We start from the raw sequence: 19,257 nt of genomic DNA on the forward strand, positions 1-19,257 counted from the left end.
GACTGTTATTATTATTAAGATATTAAGTTTCTAAATAAGAAAGAGGGATTGTGTTGTCTGAAGTTGGTAAAAAACCATATGGTACTGTTTTAATAAAAGCTGATCAAATACTTGGGGTACTGTCACAATCAGGAGAACCCTTAACAATGAATGATATATCGAAGCATGCGGATATTACGTTATCAACGACTTCCAAAATATTAGACACACTAATATTACTTGGTTATGTGCGTCGTGATGAGACGACAAAACGCTACGCTTTAGGAGCAACGCTACTACAGTTAGCGAATGCTGCTTTCATGCATTTTGATATTGTTAGAGAATCGCATCCAGCTTTAAAGCATTTATATGAGCAATTTGGCGAAACAGTTCACTTGGGACTTTTTCGAGACAATCAAATCTTGTATATTAACAAAATTACGAATCCAAGCAGTAAGCACCAAACACTCTCAAGGGTTGGTAATACACAGCCATTATATTGTTCAGCGATGGGGAAGGCGACGTTAGCTACTTTTGATAAAACGATTCAAAATCAATACTTTGATTCGGCTGTATTAACGCCACGGACACCTCACACGTTGACAGATCCTGCTGATTTAATGGATCAAGTCGCAGAATCAGAAAGAAAAGGTTACGCTATTGATGACCGTGAATCAGAAGAAGGAGTCTTTTGTGTAGGGGCTGCTATTGTGAATCCAATCGACCGTAATCACTATGCCTTTAGTGTTAGTGTACCTTATTATCGATTGACAGATGAGATGAAGAAAGACATGATTGAGGCTGTAACTAAAACAAAAACAATTATTGAATTTCAACTTGAATCTTATGCAGATTAATAAGTAAGCCAAAAAACTGTACATAAACTGTACAGTTTTTTTGTTTAAGAGTTTTCTTAATAAGAAAGTGATATTGAAAAAAAATATACTTTGTTTTAATAACATTCACGTTAGTAGGGATGCATCTAAATTATATTGCTCTTATTAGAGTCATTACACCACAAAATGTAAAGGGATTGTGTCACTTTCATATTACGCTAAGCTGAGATATACTAAACCAACTAATTAATTATAGGAGATGAGATAAGATGAATCGAAAAGAAAATATAAGTTCTATCTTATTAGGCTTTATAATCGTTATTTTAGGGATAGCTCTCGTTTTCTTTAAAGAATCATTTGTATTCCTTCTAGCTGAAATAATTCAAATAATACTTGTTCTAGTTGGTCTTTGGAAATTAATCAGTGCTTTTGTTATAAGACGAGGTAAAGATGAATCATTAATAAAGAGTATATTTGTTGGTAAAGCACTTATTTATATAATTATTGGATTATTCTTTGCGAGTCGTGTTGAATTTACAACTGGATGGTTAATTTTCTTTATTGGTTTGTATCAACTTGCGATGGGAATAATCGGGTTAATATCCTATCTATTGCTAAGGCGAGATAAAGTAAGTGATATTAATAGTCATTTACTTATCGCAATGATTCATTTTTTATTTGGTATGACTAGTATGTTTGGCTCCTACCGAATAACAAATACATTATTCCGTTTAGGTGTGTATTTAATCTTTATTGGATTAACGACTATAAACGACGGAAGACAGTTACTAACGCAAAATTATAAAATCAAAAAACACAGAAAACGAATACGAATTCCCTTGCCGGTATTTATTGAAGCGATTATACCGAACAATGTTATGATAAGATTCAACGAAAAACTTAGTGGGGATGAAGGCTTGCTTTCAAAAACTCCATCAGAAAGTTTAGCCCATCATGATTATGATGAAGACGCCTTAGTTCATATTTTAATTCATGTTGGTGCTACCGGTTTTGATAAGATTGGTCATGTTGATGTGAGTTACAAGGGGAAAGTATATTCATATGGTAATCATGACGTTGAATCGCATCGAATTGCTGGGACGATAGGGGACGGTGTCCTTGTAATTGCAGATGAGAAACCATACTTAGAATTTCTTAGAAGCAGAAGAACAAGTGTCTTTCGGTTTGGTATTAATTTAAAAGAAGACGACCTTCAAGCATTTAAGATTGAATTAGAAAACATTTTAAAATACAGTACCCGATGGGATATCAGGACTGAGAAACAACGTAAAAGCTTTATGGGTATGGTTCTGGAAGTAACTAAAGGTCAAGCGTATAAATTTAATCAAGGGAGATATAAGACTTATTTTGTTCTTGGAACAAATTGCGTACTATTAGCAGATGAATTACTTGGGAGTAATGGTATCAATATTATTAACTTAACGGGAATATTAGCACCGGGTACTTACTACGATTACTTTAACAAATTATTCTACACACCTGGTACGAATGTCGTATCTAAAATGTTAGTCCATCCGAAGTTAGATGAACCGCTCGTTGAAATTAAGCAAGCAACGCAAAAAGTGAAAAAGAATAAATAAAAAACCTAACCATAATCTGTGATAGATTGGTTAGGTGTTTTTTTACTTACTTGGGAAGATTGCTTCTAAACGATAAATTCGATTACCCCTTGAAGAGAATTTCTCTTCATATTCAGTCATGATGTTACCTTCGTAATCTGACTTGTGTAAATCAAGCCAAACTTGTTTAAAGTACATACCATATTCAGACATACTCGCTAGAGAATGTTCAAATAAACCTTGGTTATCAGTCTTAAAATGAACTTCTCCATTTTCTGGTAAGATCGATTCGTATTGTTTTAAAAATGTTGATGACGTTAAACGTCGTTTAGCATGACGTGTTTTTGGCCATGGATCACTAAAGTTTAAGTAGAGTAGACTAATTTCACCTGGTGCGAAGTATTCGCTTAAATCGCTCCCATCACCATGTAAAATTTGTACGTTTGGTAAATCTTCTTCAATTTGTTTATCTAATATAGTCACGATAACACTTGTTTGAATTTCGACGGCAATATAATTTATCTCTGGGTGAACTTTAGCCATGTTCATAATAAATTGACCTTTTCCAGATCCAACTTCAATATGTATGGGTTGTTCTTTTTTGAAGCGTGATTGCCATTTACCTTTGTACTCAGCTGGAACAGCAGGTACATATTGCGGGTGGTCATTTAATTTGTCTTGTGCCCAAGGTTTGTTACGTAAGCGCATAGTATATTTACTCCTTAATCAATTAAGTCTTCGTATATTGTTTTTAATAATATTATGTATTCATTTGTTTTATGTTGACGGTCTTCAAGGAAATATTGTTTTATCAAAAATAGACAATTCATCATACTGTACCATCGAACACGTTTGTAGAAAGAATTGTTAATTGGATAATCATATTGTTGGAACCAACCCATCCACTCACTGGGAGCAAAGTAATGGACAAGAATCATCGTAATATCACTCAATGGATCAGCTACTTTAACACTTTCCCAGTCAACAAGGTAGAGATGATCGTCATGACTTTTTAAGAAATTATTATGATTTAAATCACCGTGGCATACAGTCCGTCGTACTTCATAAAAATCTTTGTCGATAGCATCTTCCATATGTCTAACTACTTCATTCAAAAAATGATGTGAAGCGAGTTGTGGAGATAAGTCAATGAAATAAGTATTGATGAAATCAAGAGGATGATAGTTGCGCTCGCCCATTCGTTTCAGCATGAGTAATAGATGATCGGAGCCATGTATTTGACGAATTAATTCAATTACTTCTTTAGATCCCATGTCGTCCTTTGTTAGTAAGCGACCTTCTGTCCATTCCTGTGCGGTGAAAGTATCGCCAGAATATGTTCTCTGAGTCCACATTAATTTTGGGGCGATGCCTTCAGCAGATAGAGCTGCAATAAAGGGAGACGTGTTTCGTTTAAAGAAAACTTTTTCATCTGATTTTATGCCCATGTAAGCATCACCTGATGCACCTGCAATAGGGTGAAGCTCCCAATCGCCTTGTTGGTTATACATTGAATTTTCTGCCTCCCCCAAAACTAACTTAAAAAATCACAATACAGAATATTTTACCATGTTAAGAAGTAGGGTCAATCCTTTTTTAACCTTTGTGGTTAATTAAATAGTAATCTATCAATTCACCCGTGTAAATATCACTTGCGAATTGATATTGGAAACGACCCTCGTTATTTTCTATGGTTACGCCACCAAGGTATACTAGAGGCTTATCTTCAAACAAGTCATATTCAATTGAATCATAGTCTATCCAAGAGCCTACGACGTTGCCTTTTTCACCCAAACGATTTTTTGCAGTTTCTAATACTAGACCCGCTTTTTTTGGGCGATTTTCTTTAATTAATAAAGTTGTTGCGGCGCCAATAAGTATACCCGTTGCAAGAAGGAGCCCTCCGAGGAGTCCGTTACTGTTGTTGTAGTTATTATTTTCACTCATTTACTTCACTCCTATTTTGTTAGTCTGCAACTAGTTTAACACGTTGATTGAATCAAGGCTAAAGAAAACATTGGAAAAAGCCTAAATTTAACAACGATGGGCGCTTAACCTATAATCATGCGGTTAAATTCCGCTCTTTTATTTGCTCGTAGTATCTTATAAATAGATGGAAAAACACGCCTTTTTATTAGAAAATTCTATGAATAATGAGACTTACTTATAAATTGCATTTTGACGCTATTTGTGCAACAATTAGAAGGATTGTTTACAGATAAAAGTTTATTAGAAGGAGGCAGTTTAACTGCATGACTATTAATGAGAATCAATTTAAACGAATTAAAGAATTAACTGAATTACAAGGGATTTCCGGTAACGAGGGCGAAGTAAGAGCTTACCTCAAAGAGAAATTAACACCACTTGTAGACGAAGTTGAAATAAGTGGTTTAGGGAATATCTTTGGAATTAAAAAATCAACAACAGAACATGCACCTAAATTAATGGTTGCAGCTCACATGGATGAAGTAGGATTCATGGTTAGCCAAATTAATGATAACGGGACATTCAAAGTGACACCTATTGGTGGTTGGAACGTTTATGCAGTATCTGCGCAACGTTTTACATTACAGACAAAGCAAGGAAACTATCCTTGTGTCTCAAGTGCAGTAGCGCCACACTTATTACGTGGAAGCAAAGCGCAGTCACTTAAACCAGCTGATATTCTGTTCGACGCAGGCTTTACTTCTAAAGAAGAAGCGATGTCTTACGGTGTAAGACCTGGTGATAGTTTAGTCCCAGATGTTGAAACAATTCGAACAGCTAATAAAGAATCGATTATTAGTAAAGCTTGGGATAATCGTTACGGTAGTGCTGTTATATTAGATACGTTAGAGAAGATACAAGGCAAATCATTAGCCTCAGACTTAATCATGGGTGCTTCTGTTCAAGAAGAAGTGGGCTTACGTGGTATTCGCGGAGCGGTACATCGTTACCAGCCAGACCTATTCTTAGCAGTAGATTGTTCACCAGCAGCGGATGCTGAAGGTAAAAAAGATGTACAAGGGCGTTTAGGTGAAGGATTCCTGTTACGAGTACAAGACCCAGGAATGATTACACACAAAGGCTTACGAGAATACTTATTAGATACTGCGGAGTCCAATAACATCCCGTATCAATATTTCTTCTCAAAAGGTGGAACAGATGCCGGTGCAGCTCACACGATGAATGAAGGTGTGATTAGTGGCGTAATCGGTGTTCCAGCTAGATATATTCATGGTCATCAATCATTATTTAGAATATCAGACTATGAAGCCGCGCAAGCAATGTTAGAAGCAGTGGTAACGACATTTGATCGTACTACTTACGAGACTTTAATTCAAAATACTTAATATTGACGGAAAGAAAGGATTTAATTTTTATGTGGATAGCTTTTTATAACGAACAAGGTGTTGGAGATGTATTGATGTTAACTCATGGGCAAGCAGATGAGAATCATTTAACTTCTGAATCGAATAAGAACGTGACTATCGTTAGAGATAGTACGAAAGATAATCAAGTTATGTCAGTGAATTTATTTAATATTTCTGAAACATTTAAGCCAAATGGTAATGGGAATGTTGACTTAACTGCGGAACAAGTATCTCAAGTTAATGACAAGATTAAAGAAGCTGGATTTGATGTTGAAATAGTTGTTGACACAAAGCCTAAATTCGTAGTAGGATACGTTGAATCATGCGAAAAACACGAAGATAGTGACCACTTATCAATAACTAAAACAAACGTTGGAGACGAAGTGTTGCAAATTGTTTGTGGAGCGAATAATATTTCTGAAGGAATGAATGTTATGGTTGCTCGTCCTGGAGCAGCTATGCCAAGTGGATCAATTATTTGGCCAGGTGAGTTACGTGGAGTTGAAAGTTTTGGAATGATCTGCTCAACACGTGAATTAGGATTAGCAGACATTGAAGATTTACCAGGAATCTGGGAATTAGAGAAGTCATTTAAACCAGGGACAAGTTTAGAAGATGTAGTCGCTTCATACAAGTAATAAAAGGTGATTAAACTAGTAGTCAAGGATGTGAAATGATGAAAAAATACGAAGGACCAGCATATAATAATGGAACAGGTCAGTCAGCAAAAAGACGCTTCGCTCATCCAACTCAAGGAATGGAATCAGGTAAGTTCAAGTTTGAACCTGCCTATTCGATTAAGCAGAAAAAATCACAACATTCAGAGGATATTCGTAATACTCAAACCAAACAAGCCAATGAAGATATAACCGATGAATTAAAACAACCAGCGCCAAAAAGTGGATTAGAGCACTATGAAATACCATTTTTGAAGAAGCAACATAAAACGATGACACCGGTTAAGAATCATAAGGATTTAGAAGAGAGTCAAACAAGGAACGATGAGAACCATGATATAACGTCACGATCTCAAAGGTCCAACTATGAACCTTCATACAAGAAGCAAATTGAGCAACTGTCTGAAGAAGAACAGGTTAGGCGACCTTTTAAACCTAAAGAATTACCGAAGCCATATAAGAAACCAGAAGCAATCGATCGACGAGTAGATGAGAATACAAGATTACTAGCTAAAAGATTACATAAATCTAAAAATAGCTTTTTATTGTTTGAGAACTAGGAGGCAATAAAACATATGAATATGATGAATAGAGAACAAACATATCATTTTGTTGGAATTAAAGGATCTGGAATGAGTGCATTAGCGCTTATTCTACATGGAGAAGGTTATAATGTTCAAGGTAGTGATGTAGGGAAATACTTCTTCACTCAACAAGAACTAGAAAACCAACACATAACAATTTTAGAATTTGATGCAGAGAACATCACAGAGAAATTAACAATTATTGCAGGGAATGCATTTAATGATGATCATCCTGAATTAGTAAAAGCTCGAGAACTAGGCTTAGAAATTCATCGTTATCATGATTTTATCGGTGGGTTAATTGAAAACTACACAAGTATTGCAGTTACAGGGTCACATGGTAAAACATCGACAACTGGTTTGCTGTCACATACATTAAAGAATCTTGCTCCGACAAGTTATTTAATTGGTGATGGAACTGGTTTTGGTGACGAAACGGCAACATATTTCGCACTTGAAGCGTGTGAATATCGTCGTCACTTCTTAGCTTACAAACCTGATTATGCAATTATTACTAACGTCGATTTTGATCATCCAGATTACTACCGCTCGATTGAAGATGTATTTGAAGCCATTCAAACATTCTCACATCAAGCGAAAAAAGCAATCATTGCTTGTGGAGATGACGAACATTTACCGCATTTAAAAGCGGATGTTCCTGTGTATTACTATGGACTGACTGAGGATTCGCATGTTCATGCGAAGAATATAGATCGTACAGTTGAAGGATCTGAATTTGACGTTGTCGTAGATGGCGAATTATTCGGACGATTCACTATCCCAGTATTTGGTGAACATAATATCCTGAATGCTTTATCTGTGATTACAGTTCTTTACTTGGAAGGATTTAAAGCATCAGATATCAATCAACATATTGCTACGTTTGGTGGCGTTAAACGTCGTTTTTCTGCCCGACAAATTCAAGATTTAACGATTATTGATGACTATGCGCATCATCCATCTGAGATTACAGCAACCATTGATGCAGCAAAACAACGGTATCCAAAACGTGAGATCGTTGCAATATTCCAACCGCATACTTTCTCAAGGACTGTCGCAATGCTTAAAGAATTTGCGGAGTCTTTAGGGTTAGCGGATAAAGTTTATCTCGTTGAAATATTCAACTCAGCACGTGAAGCGAATGGTGAGGTAACGATTGATGATTTAGCAAAATTAATCAATCAGAAAGTTGAGATTATCTCGACAGAACATTTATCACCATTAATGGATTATAACGATGCTGTATTCCTGTTCATGGGTGCAGGAGATATTGACGAATTATCTCGTCAGTTTGAGAAAGCATACGCTAACTTAAGCCCTAACCGACTATAGAACATATAACAACCGGCCAACGAGTTAGAATTCGTTGGCTGTTTGTGCTTAAAAATCAAAATGATGGAGGAATATTCAATGAGTCAACGTAAAATTATGTTAATTGACGGAAGCAGTCTTGCTTATCGCGCATTTTATTCTATTCTGGATTTAGATCGATTCAAAAACAAATCGGGCTTGCACACGAATGCACTTTATAGCTTTCATCGAATGTTAGACAGTGTCATGGAACAATTTAAACCGACTCATATTCTAGTTGCTTTCGATAAAAGTGAAGTAACCTTTAGAAATGAGATGTTTAAAGAATATAAAGGTGGTCGCCAAAAAACACCAAGTGAATTCAAAGAACAAATGCCTTATTTAAAAGTATTACTTGATGCATACGGAATGAAACATTATGATGTTCTGCGTTACGAAGCGGATGATGTTATCGGTACATTATCTCATCAAGCCGATACACAAGATGAAGTGATTGTTATTTCAGGTGATAAAGATTTAATTCAATTAGCTACTGATAATGTGACAGTATATATAACACGTAAAGGTGTCAGTCAACTGGAAGCATATACACCGGAAACAGTTATGGAAACTTACGGTGTAACACCTAAACAGTTTATAGACTTAAAAGGCTTGATGGGAGATCCATCAGATAACTATCCTGGTGTCACGCGAATTGGTGAAAAAACTGCAATCAAGTTAATGAAAGAATATCATTCGGTTGAGGAACTTTACGAACGCCTTGATGAATTAAAACCATCAAAAATGAAAGAGAATCTAACCAATGAAAAAGATCAAGCATACTTAAGTAAAGAATTAGCAGAAATCTTATTAGAAGCACCGATTGAAATTGGGATAGAAGATATAGAATATAAGGGTAAAAACATTGAAGAATTAGTTGAGTTTTATCGTCAGATGGAATTTAATAGTTTCCTAACTGAACTTCAGGCTACGTCTGATGTTGATATTACAGCGATTGAAACTGATCAACCAGAACTTGAATATGATGTGCAATATGTCGAAGAAATAACTGAAGCGATGTTGCCGCAACAATCGGCAATCTACTTTGAGACTGTGGGAGACAACTATCATTTTGATGATGTCTTGCAAGTATCTTGGTACAGCCAAGTTGAGAATACAGTCTATATTGCTGAAGCTGATATGGCATTGAATGATTCATTATTTAAGGCATGGCTAGAAGACGAAACCGTAGATAAAATTACATTCGACTCTAAACGCGACCAAGTTTTAGCGAGTCATTATGGCATTCAATTAGCCGGAATTTTCTTTGATACACTCATTGCAGCTTACTTAGTGGAAGCGAATCATATGGATGAAGTGGCGAATGTTGTAAGAGCCTTAGAAGTCCCAGTGAATGTTCAACTTGATGAGATGGTATATGGTAAAGGTGCCAAGCGGAAGTTACCTGAAGACAAAGAGGTCATGATTAAACATGTAGCAAGTAAAGCAATGGCACTTGGTGCTTTAGTTGAACCCCTTCAAACCCGGCTAGTCGATTTAGAGATGGATGGGTTGTATACGGATATTGAGATGCCTGTCGCACGTGTTTTAGCACGTATGGAAATAACAGGAATCAAAGTGGATGGGGAGACTTTAGAAGAGAAGAACAAGGAATTGATCCAACGACTCAAACAAATGGAAGCGCGAATTCATGAACATGCCGGTCAAGAGTTCAATGTCAATTCACCTAAGCAATTAGGAGAAATTCTCTTTGACAAAATGAACCTACCTGTGATTAAAAAGACAAAAACAGGTTATAGTACTGCTGCGAATGTGTTAGAGAAATTACTTGATAAACATCCGATTATCCAAGAGATTTTAGATTACCGTCAAATAAGTAAGCTACAAGGTACATATTTAGCTGGACTGCCGGGATATATTAAAGAAGATGGTAAGATACATACTAAGTTTGTCCAAACACTCACTCAAACAGGACGATTAAGCAGTGCGGATCCAAACTTACAGAATATTCCAGTTCGTTTAGAAGAAGGGCGCAAAATTCGACAAGCTTTCGTGCCATCAGAAGAAGGTTGGCAATTATTTGGAGCAGACTACTCACAAATTGAATTGCGTGTTCTAGCTCATATAAGTCAAGAAGAGAATATGACTAAAGACTTTGTTGCTGGCGAAGATATTCACTCAGCAACCGCGAGACGTGTGTTTAATATGGAATCTGATGAAGAAGTGAATAGCGATTTACGACGACAAGCTAAGGCTGTTAACTTCGGAATTGTTTATGGTATTAGTGATTACGGTTTATCTCAAAACCTGAATATACCAAGACCTGAAGCGAAAGAATTTATTGAGCGCTACTTTGTCATGTACCCAGGGGTGCAACAATTTATGGACGATATCGTCGTCAAAGCACGAGAAGAAGGGTATGTTAGTACCTTATTCCACCGTCGTCGATATTTACCAGATATCAAAGCGAGCAACTTCAATATACGTTCATTTGCTGAGCGAACAGCAATGAACTCGCCTATTCAAGGAACGGCTGCTGATATCTTGAAGATAGCGATGATCAGACTTCAAAAAGCGATAGATGATGAAGGTCTTCAAGCACGTCTTCTACTACAAGTGCATGATGAGTTGATATTAGAGGCACCATCAGAAGAGATGGAACGCTTAAGTGAACTCGTACCAGAGATTATGGAAAATGCAGTTGATTTAGATGTACCATTAGAAGTTGATTACAATCAAGGTATTAATTGGTATGAATTGAAATAATAAGATGTTACTCTTCCTATTTTTAATAGGGAGAGTTTTTTAGGTTAGGAAGCTTTTAGTGGATACAATTGAGAGTCTGACACATATTTTTGTGTCATGGGGGAATTTCTTACTGTCACTTCACTACTGTATTAAAAAAGTGAAAACTGTACGGATAGATTTCGATTTACACATAGATTTATCCCGTAGGTACTTTCATTTGAGCATGTCAATAAATTGCTTGATCTTATGAATTCCTTTATAATAAAATTAACATTTATTTTGTTTCAGTTTAAGTCTCTGAATAGGGATTCCACAGGTATTCTATTGAGTTAAAGTTTATTATCGTAAAGGAGTAGAAAAATGAAAAAAGTTAAATATATTATAAGTTTAATTGCAGTCACGAGTTTAATTCTTGTCGGATGTTCTTCAGGAGCGTCTGATGGTAGCATAAAGATTGGATCAAAAGACTTTACAGAAAGTCTGATTGTGAGTGAGATTTATGCTTTAGCATTGGAAGACAATGGATATAGTGTTGAGCGGGTACCAAGTATCGCAAGCTCTGTCATCCCACAATCAATTGAAAGTGGAGAGATTGATTTGTATCCTGAATATACGGGTACTGCTTTGTTAACCATCTTTAATTTACCCATGGATACAGACCCTGACAGTGTTGCTGAGACGATTCGAGGTGCATATGAAGAAGGTGGGGATTTAACTACGTTAGAATATGCCCCAGCCAATGACTCTCAAGGTATTGCGATAACAACAGCAGCATCAGAAGAATACGGAATTGAAACAATTAGTGATTTACAAGCGAATGCTGAGAGTATTCGTTTTGCTTCTCAAGGAGAGTTTGAAGAACGAGAAGATGGGTTAAAAGGACTTGAAGAAGTATACGGTGAGTTTAATTTTGAGTCGATGACTGTATACGATAATAGTTTAAAATACCAAGTATTGAGCAGTGATGAAGCTGACGCAACGCCGGCTTATACAACCGAAGGACAATTATCAAACACGGATATGTATAAAGTATTAGAAGATGATCAACGATTTTGGCCACCTTATAATTTAGTGCCGGTTATTCGCCAAGATGTGTTAGAAGCTAACGCTGAGATTGAAACCATTATTAATAATATAAGCGAAACGCTTGATACAGAAACTGTTATTGATTTAAATGCGAGAGTGGATATTGATGGTGAAGATTATATGGAAGTTGCACAAGATTATTTTAATTCGATTAAATAAGAGCCAGTAGATAATTAATTATACACGTTCGTAGAATCAACCGTTCTACAAGCGTGTTTTTTACTTGATACGGTACATATTTATAGAATATCATGATGTATCATGTAAAATACAGTGTAAAAAGACATAGGAGTATACATAGGAGGGAATAGCTTGCTTAATCAAATTATCGACTACTTTCAAAGTAATTCTAGCCAGTTTATAGGGTATTTAATCCAACATATGAAGCTGAGTTTTATAGCATTGTTTATCGCGATATGTATAGGAATTCCCCTAGGTTATATTAGTTACCGAAATAAAAGATTAGGAGAAGTCCTAACAACATCGTCGCAATTATTACGAATTATACCGAGCCTTGCAGTGTTATTCATACTCATTCCGCTTATCGGAGTAGGAGAGTTACCAGCGCTCATTGCTTTAACATTTTTAGCAGTTCCTCCGATTATTATGAATACAATTTTAGGGTTCAATGAAATACCCTCTATAACTTTAGAAGTAGCGCAAGGATTAGGGATGAACGAGAAGCAGTTGAGAAATCGGATTGAATTTCCTTTAGCTGCCCCTTATATCTTAAACGGAATCAAATTAGCTTTAGTTGAAATTATTGCGAGTGCGACACTTGCCACTTATATTGGAGCAGGAGGTCTGGGAACGTTGATATTTACAGGACTTGGACTCTACCGCATGGATTTATTAATCATTGGTGGGGGAACCGTTGCGATATTATCATTACTGAGTATGTTTATGATGGATTTACTTATAGAAAAGGTGGCAGAGAATCATGGCTAATACAACAATAAAGTTTAGAGATATCAATAAATCATTCGGAGAAAAACAAATCATCAACGAATTATCTTTTGATATCGAAGAAGGGCAATTTATTACAATATTAGGCTCATCAGGATCAGGAAAAACAACAACGCTTAAAATGGTCAATCGGCTTGTAGAACCAGACAGTGGAACGATTGAAATTAATAATAAAGAGATTAAAGAGTATAACTTGATAGAACTACGAAGAAAAATTGGTTACGTGGTACAACAAATTGGCCTATTCCCTCACGTCACTATTGAGAAGAATATTGCGACCGTACCGGAATTACTAGGATGGGACAAAGAAAAAATAAAACAACGTGTTATAGAATTAATGGATCTAATTCAGTTACCTTATTCTGAATATGCACATCGATTTCCCAAGCAGTTATCTGGAGGACAACAACAACGAATAGGGGTTGCTAGAGCCTTAGCAGCTAATCCACAAATTATGCTTTTAGACGAGCCGTTTGGGTCCGTTGATGCAATTACACGTAAAGAATTGCAAGCACAAATTAAAGCAATCCATGAAGAATTGGCAGGTAAAACATTCCTCTTCGTAACCCATGATATTAATGAAGCCTTCTTACTTGGTGATAAAGTGATGATTATGAATGAGGGGCGAATAGAGCAATATGATACACCAAAGAATATAATCAAGAATCCTGAAGGTAGTTTCGTGAATAGTCTCTTGGATACTGTCCGTGAGGAAGAAGCATTATGGAGTGAGTTAGTATGATTGATTATTTAGTACGATATAGTGACCGACTCATCGATGCAACACTGACACATCTACAACTCGTTACTGTCTCTTTACTTATTGCTATTGTCATTGCTGGGTTGATCATCTATACCTTAATCAACAATCAAGTATGGCTTAAGCGAGTAACTTATTTTTTCTCCGCTTTATATTCCGTACCTAGTTACGCATTGTTTGCTTTGTTAATTCCTTTAACGGGGTTAGGTGCAGACACTGCAATGATTGTTTTAACACTTTACTGCGAGTATATTCTACTTCGAACGTTTAGCACGGGAATCAATGAAATTAATCCAATGATTATTGAATCAGCCATCGGTATGGGTATGACTGATAAAGAATTGTTTTTTAGAATTCAATTACCACTAGCATCTAAAGCGATCTTTAGCGGGATTAGACTTGCAATGACATCTAGTATCGGTATTGCCACAATTGGGGCGACGATTAATGCTGGAGGATTAGGGACAATCTTATTTTCTGGGTTAAGAACCCAAGATATGGTTCAAATTCTTTGGGGGATGATTTTAACCGTTTTTCTCTGTATTGCGTGTAACTTTATTTTGAAACAAATCGAGAAACTAGCTTTAAGAAACTTCGAATTGGAAGGCTAATCTCGGTAATAAATGATGTAAATATTCTATAACCAGCCTGAATGCAAAAGCATTTGGGTTTTTTGTTATATTTAAGGTTTTAACTCACAAAGTATATAGGAATTTTGTTATAATTATCATATATAGAAAGAGGTGTGTTCATGCCTGAGTTACCAGAAGTAGAAGTCAATCGGAAAGGATTAGACCGATTAGTTAAAGGTAAGAAAATAAAAAATATCCAAGTAGATTGGGCAAGGATCGTCGTTGAATATGAAGAAAATCCAACAGTGCTTGAACCATTAATTAATGAGACTATTTTAGCAGTTGAACGAAGAGGCAAATACTTATTATTTAGTTTTACAGATAGTTATTTAGTCTCTCACTTAAGAATGGAAGGCAAATACTTTTACTACCCTGAAGAGGAAGTTCCAGAAGTTAAAGATAAGCATACTCATGTTAGGATTGAATTTTACGATAACAGCCAATTACATTATAATGATGTAAGAAAATTTGGTAGAATGGAGTACGTTCCTAAAAATCTCATCAAGCAATTCTTTGATGAGCGTAAGATTGGTCCAGAACCAACAAAAAAGGACTTTCATTTGAATGAATTCAAAGAAAAACTGGCAGCATCAAACCAACCTATCAAAACAGCATTACTATCTCAAAAGATAGTAACGGGTTTAGGTAACATCTATGTTGATGAAGTATTATTCGAATCACATATTCATCCGCTTACGACAGGGAATAAACTGTCTGATAGCCAGATAAACACCCTGTATCATGGTATAATTAATATTATGGCAAAAGCGATTGAACTAGGTGGATCTACAATTCGTAGTTACCGGAATACAGTTGGAGAAGTAGGGCGATATCAGAACGAATTGAAAGTTTACGGCAAAAAAGGGGAACCATGTACTCGGTGTCAAACACCGATCGAAAAAATACGTGTTGCTCAAAGAGGGACTCATTATTGTCCAATTTGCCAAGAATTATAATGGGAGATAAATGATGAAAGTAATCGCTATAACAGGAAGTATTGCCACAGGGAAATCCACTGTATCAAATCACATAATCAAGCAAGGTTTTCCAGTGATAGATACGGATATTCTCAGTCGTGTTGTTGTCGAAAAAGGGACAGAGGGCTTAGACGGTTTAAGTGAGCTTTTTGGTGAAAGTATCTTGAATACTGACGGGACACTCAATCGAAAAGCTCTGGGCGATATTATCTTTAACGATGAAGCGAGCAAGAAAAAAGTCAATCAACTATTGCATCCATTAATTGCTAAAGAAGCCCATGACCGCATAGATAAATACAAAGATGAAGGGCAAAAACTGGTCTTTGTTGATATCCCACTTTATTATGAAGTAGATATAGATATTCCAACAGATGCCGTATGGCTTGTTTATACAAAGCCAGAAATACAGTTGGACCGTTTAATGAAACGTAATAATATAAATGAAAAAGAAGCCCGTCAGCTTATCAGCAATCAAATATCGATCGAGGATAAAGCTAAATGGAGCGATATCATTATAGATAATTCAGACACAACTGAAATAACAAACCGACAAGTTGAAAAACGATTAAAGTTAGAACAAATTAGTTAAAGAAGGAGGTATGTGCTATGCAATGCCCTAAATGTCAAAGTCAGTCATCGAAAGTTATCGATTCACGACCAGCAGAAGAGGGACAATCTATCCGACGCAGAAGAGAATGCTTGGAATGTGCTTTTCGCTTCAATACACATGAGCGAATTGAACAAGCACCATTACTTGTAGTTAAACGTGATGGAACCCGAGAAGAGTTTAATCGAGACAAATTATTACGCGGAATTGTTCGAAGTGCAGAGAAACGTCCGATCGCAGTGGAGCAAATGAATGAACTTGTGAATCAAGTAGAAGAGTCTATTCGTAATGCAGCAGATCAAGAAATCGAAACCAGCCGTATTGGAGAATACGTTATGCCTCTTTTAATGGAATTGGATGAGGTTGCTTATATCCGCTTCGCCAGCGTCTACCGTGAGTTTCAATCACGTGAGATGTTCATGAAAGAGTTAGAGTCAATGGCTGGAAAACATGATACACATATTGAGGAAGGTCAAGATCAAGATGAGCTTATCAATTAACCCACTTCAACCTTTCGTGCTGAGAGGGCAAGAAGATATTTCAGCTATATGTTTAAAAAGTCTAACCCAGTTATATCAACCGATTGTAGGGCCAGCAAGTATTAGCTTATATCTGACCTTAATGTCACAGCCTAATGTGGTCAATGATGATAGTAGACGATCACTACGTCATCAGATTCTACTTCTACAGTTGAATATTGGAATCAACGAACTTAATGAAGCGCGGACAAAACTCGAAGCTGTAGGGCTAGTGCGAACGTATCGCGATATGGAATCAAATCCAAATCCGCAACATCAAACAATTCTTTATGACTTAAAATTACCATTACTGAATCGAGCGTTCTTCCAAGATGCCTTATTAAGCACTGCTTTATTAAACCAACTTGGCGAAAAAGATTATGAAGATCTGGCCACGAAGCTTACAGTGGCACCGATTGATGATAATCGCTATGCAGAGGAGACGGTAACGTTTCAAAAAGCTCTTTACCCAATTCGGGTTGAGGAGACAGCTAAGAAAGTATTGGACGAGGAACAAGAAAAGGCAAATAACTATTCGCCTGGCTTAGACTATAGCCGCTTTATCTCGTATGTGATATCAGAAGGGATCAATCACTCAGAAATTACTGAGCAGTTAAAAGATCAGATTTATGCTATTCATGATATTTATGGCAATTCCGAGAGTGAATTAGCCAATCTTGTCTTTTTAGCTATGGACAAAGCCAATGGTAATGTAAATTTAACTGACCTTCAAAAAATAGCTCAAAGACAAAACGCCAAAGCCAATTCAACGTGGCAGACAGAGGCGCAACAAGATGACATTTATGAGATTAGAAGCGAAGCAAACCGCACTTCACAGATGTATACTAAAGAAGATATCGAGATGCGAAAAAAACAATTAAAAGACCAGTATCCTGAATTGATTCCAGGGGATATGCAGCTGATTATATCTTGTGAACAAATGCCAAGCAATGCTTTCTTAAATAAGATGAAGCAAGCAAAAAAATCATTTGCAACGGATTCAGAGCACTTCTATATTAAAGAATTAGCACAAAAAACGCGTCTTAATGAACATGTCGTGAACTTTTTAATATATTATTTATTGGTTATTTTGGATAGGCCGAATATTTATAAGGGTCAATTAGAGCGAACGGCTAGTGAATGGCAACAAGAGGAATTAACTAATATTCCTAAAGCGATGCAGTATGTTAAAGCGCAGCGTAAGAAGAAAGAAATAGAACAGAAACAACAAGAAAATCGAGCAAATTACAGAAAACGTGGGCAATCTCAACATCAAGAAATTATTCCATCATGGATGAAAGAGAAAGAGCAGCCTACACAGCAACAACAAGCAACTCCACAGCCAACATCTCAATATAGTGAAGATGAGATGCGTAAACGACTGAATGAGTTGATAGGGGAAGAAGGTGAGTCATAGTGCAAAAAATTAATCAATTATTAAACAAATTTACTAGAGATCCAAAGTTTCAAGCAGACTATAAGACAACGGTAGATTACGTATTAAATCATGCTGATGTGAAGGCCTTTATTAACCAGCACGAGAAAGCAATCTCTCAAGAGATGATTGAAAATTCAATTTCGAAATTGAATGAATTCGCTCGTGAAATGGACCTATTGAAAAAAGGTGAACAAGGGCAAAACCCAGGATTTAAACCTGTATTATTTTTAAATATTAATTACATTGATGTATCATATGTTCCGACTAAAGCTTACTATGACAATAAAGAAAAGCAACAACAGCGGAATTTATTAGATAACCGTATGATGGCTGCTGATGTTCGAGAAGCAACATTGAATGATTACTATGCCAATACGGAATCACGCAAACAATTATTAGGTGAAGTCCTAAGCTTTTTAGAAGAGTATAAGAAACATCCACTCCGTGCTCAAGGGTTGTATATATCAGGTGAATTTGGTGTAGGAAAGACATTCTTACTAGGGGCATTAGCGAATGCTCTTGTTAAGTTAAATAAGAGTGTGACAATGATTCATTATCCAACCTTTACTACAGAGATAAAGTCGACCTTTGCAGATAATTCGACACAACAAGTGTTAACTGACGTTAAATCAGTTGATATCTTAATCATCGATGATATTGGGGCAGAGGCGAATACCGTTTGGGTGCGTGATGAGGTATTAACAACGATTCTTGAATACCGAATGAAAGAGTCATTAGCAACATTCTTCTCGTCTAACTTTAATTTAAATGAGATAGAGAGTCACTTAGCTCATTCAAGAGATGGTGGGAATGAAACAATAAAAGCCAAACGAATTATGGAAAGAATTCGATTCTTGGCTAAAGAAGTATCTCTATCTGGAGAGAACTTAAGACATCGAGATCGAATAAGATAAGGAGTGATGATTTGAACCATAATCCTGAAGAAGATTTAAAACAAAAGCGATTATTGATGATTTACTTTGGTATAGCATTGGCTATTCAAATAATTGTCTTAGTTATTTATTACTTTAGAGAAGGTCAGACACAATTGGCATTTCCGATGCTTTTAGGAATTTTTATTACTGGAGCAGGCTTGGTGACGCTTTCGCAATTTGGTAAAAGACATTAGGACTTGTAATCCAATAAAAGTCATGATATAAATATGATAGAGCTTTTGAAAAGCCAAAAAATGAATACTTAAATTT

General features: G+C 36.2%; 20 protein-coding genes. 17 read left to right on the plus strand and 3 right to left on the minus strand.

Annotated elements, in window-relative coordinates:
- Positions 1-53 precede the first annotated feature (53 nt).
- Positions 54-836 carry an IclR family transcriptional regulator gene (locus HYQ40_10235; GenBank protein ID MBZ6528142.1) on the plus strand — a complete coding sequence of 261 codons (783 nt, stop codon included), beginning with the start codon at positions 54-56 and terminating at the stop codon, positions 834-836.
- Positions 837-1,084: 248 nt separating this feature from the next.
- Complete coding sequence (locus HYQ40_10240) at positions 1,085-2,416, plus strand: DUF308 domain-containing protein (GenBank protein ID MBZ6528143.1); 1,332 nt, start codon at positions 1,085-1,087, stop codon at positions 2,414-2,416.
- A 42-nt stretch (positions 2,417-2,458) separates the two neighbouring features.
- On the opposite strand, the gene trmB is transcribed toward HYQ40_10240, so the two are convergent.
- The 3 genes from trmB to HYQ40_10255 all read right to left on the minus strand — a co-directional run bounded on the left by trmB (position 2,459) and on the right by HYQ40_10255 (position 4,342).
- Complete coding sequence (trmB, locus tag HYQ40_10245; GenBank protein ID MBZ6528144.1) at positions 2,459-3,103, minus strand: tRNA (guanosine(46)-N7)-methyltransferase TrmB; 645 nt, start codon at positions 3,101-3,103, stop codon at positions 2,459-2,461.
- Between the two features lie 14 nt (positions 3,104-3,117).
- Entirely contained in the window at positions 3,118-3,906 is a 789-nt protein-coding gene (locus tag HYQ40_10250; protein ID MBZ6528145.1) for a phosphotransferase family protein, read from the minus strand.
- An 85-nt stretch (positions 3,907-3,991) separates the two neighbouring features.
- The gene (locus HYQ40_10255) at positions 3,992-4,342 is read right to left on the minus strand and encodes a hypothetical protein (protein ID MBZ6528146.1); all 351 of its coding nucleotides are present in this window, start codon (positions 4,340-4,342) and stop codon (positions 3,992-3,994) included.
- Positions 4,343-4,653: 311 nt separating this feature from the next.
- On the opposite strand from HYQ40_10255, the gene pepA reads away from it, so the two are divergent.
- From pepA to HYQ40_10330, 15 genes are all read left to right on the plus strand, one after another.
- The gene (gene pepA, locus HYQ40_10260) at positions 4,654-5,727 is read left to right on the plus strand and encodes a glutamyl aminopeptidase (protein MBZ6528147.1); all 1,074 of its coding nucleotides are present in this window, start codon (positions 4,654-4,656) and stop codon (positions 5,725-5,727) included.
- 29 nt (positions 5,728-5,756) lie between these two features.
- Positions 5,757-6,386 (plus strand): DUF4479 domain-containing protein, encoded by a 630-nt coding sequence (locus HYQ40_10265; GenBank protein ID MBZ6528148.1) that lies wholly within the window; start codon positions 5,757-5,759, stop codon positions 6,384-6,386.
- Between the two features lie 38 nt (positions 6,387-6,424).
- On the plus strand, positions 6,425-6,985 hold the full coding sequence (locus HYQ40_10270) for a hypothetical protein (GenBank protein ID MBZ6528149.1): 561 nt from the start codon (positions 6,425-6,427) through the stop codon (positions 6,983-6,985).
- A gap of 21 nt (positions 6,986-7,006) precedes the next feature.
- A complete protein-coding gene (locus HYQ40_10275) occupies positions 7,007-8,341 on the plus strand; it encodes a UDP-N-acetylmuramate--L-alanine ligase (protein ID MBZ6528150.1) in 1,335 nt (444 codons plus the stop codon).
- 78 nt (positions 8,342-8,419) lie between these two features.
- Positions 8,420-11,086, plus strand: a complete 2,667-nt coding sequence (gene polA, locus HYQ40_10280; protein MBZ6528151.1) for a DNA polymerase I — start codon at positions 8,420-8,422, stop codon at positions 11,084-11,086.
- 342 nt (positions 11,087-11,428) lie between these two features.
- Positions 11,429-12,313 (plus strand): glycine/betaine ABC transporter substrate-binding protein, encoded by an 885-nt coding sequence (locus HYQ40_10285; GenBank protein ID MBZ6528152.1) that lies wholly within the window; start codon positions 11,429-11,431, stop codon positions 12,311-12,313.
- A gap of 222 nt (positions 12,314-12,535) precedes the next feature.
- A complete protein-coding gene (locus tag HYQ40_10290; protein ID MBZ6528153.1) occupies positions 12,536-13,102 on the plus strand; it encodes an ABC transporter permease in 567 nt (188 codons plus the stop codon).
- Positions 13,092-13,862 (plus strand): ABC transporter ATP-binding protein, encoded by a 771-nt coding sequence (locus HYQ40_10295; GenBank protein ID MBZ6528154.1) that lies wholly within the window; start codon positions 13,092-13,094, stop codon positions 13,860-13,862. Before HYQ40_10290 ends, HYQ40_10295 begins: the two co-directional genes overlap by 11 nt.
- Positions 13,859-14,491 (plus strand): ABC transporter permease, encoded by a 633-nt coding sequence (locus HYQ40_10300; GenBank protein MBZ6528155.1) that lies wholly within the window; start codon positions 13,859-13,861, stop codon positions 14,489-14,491. The genes HYQ40_10295 and HYQ40_10300 overlap by 4 nt, the downstream gene beginning before the upstream one ends.
- A gap of 140 nt (positions 14,492-14,631) precedes the next feature.
- The gene (gene mutM / locus HYQ40_10305; protein MBZ6528156.1) at positions 14,632-15,468 is read left to right on the plus strand and encodes a DNA-formamidopyrimidine glycosylase; all 837 of its coding nucleotides are present in this window, start codon (positions 14,632-14,634) and stop codon (positions 15,466-15,468) included.
- A 13-nt stretch (positions 15,469-15,481) separates the two neighbouring features.
- Positions 15,482-16,078, plus strand: coding sequence for a dephospho-CoA kinase (locus HYQ40_10310; protein ID MBZ6528157.1), 597 nt, complete (start codon positions 15,482-15,484; stop codon positions 16,076-16,078).
- Between the two features lie 17 nt (positions 16,079-16,095).
- Positions 16,096-16,596, plus strand: a complete 501-nt coding sequence (gene nrdR / locus HYQ40_10315) for a transcriptional repressor NrdR (protein ID MBZ6528158.1) — start codon at positions 16,096-16,098, stop codon at positions 16,594-16,596.
- On the plus strand, positions 16,580-18,031 hold the full coding sequence (locus HYQ40_10320) for a hypothetical protein (GenBank protein ID MBZ6528159.1): 1,452 nt from the start codon (positions 16,580-16,582) through the stop codon (positions 18,029-18,031). Before nrdR ends, HYQ40_10320 begins: the two co-directional genes overlap by 17 nt.
- Complete coding sequence (gene dnaI, locus HYQ40_10325; protein MBZ6528160.1) at positions 18,031-18,966, plus strand: primosomal protein DnaI; 936 nt, start codon at positions 18,031-18,033, stop codon at positions 18,964-18,966. Before HYQ40_10320 ends, dnaI begins: the two co-directional genes overlap by 1 nt.
- 11 nt (positions 18,967-18,977) lie before the next feature.
- On the plus strand, positions 18,978-19,181 hold the full coding sequence (locus HYQ40_10330) for a hypothetical protein (protein ID MBZ6528161.1): 204 nt from the start codon (positions 18,978-18,980) through the stop codon (positions 19,179-19,181).
- Positions 19,182-19,257 lie beyond the last annotated feature (76 nt).

This window comes from Aerococcaceae bacterium DSM 111021 (assembly GCA_020112395.1).
Lineage (GTDB): Bacteria > Bacillota > Bacilli > Lactobacillales > Aerococcaceae > Ruoffia.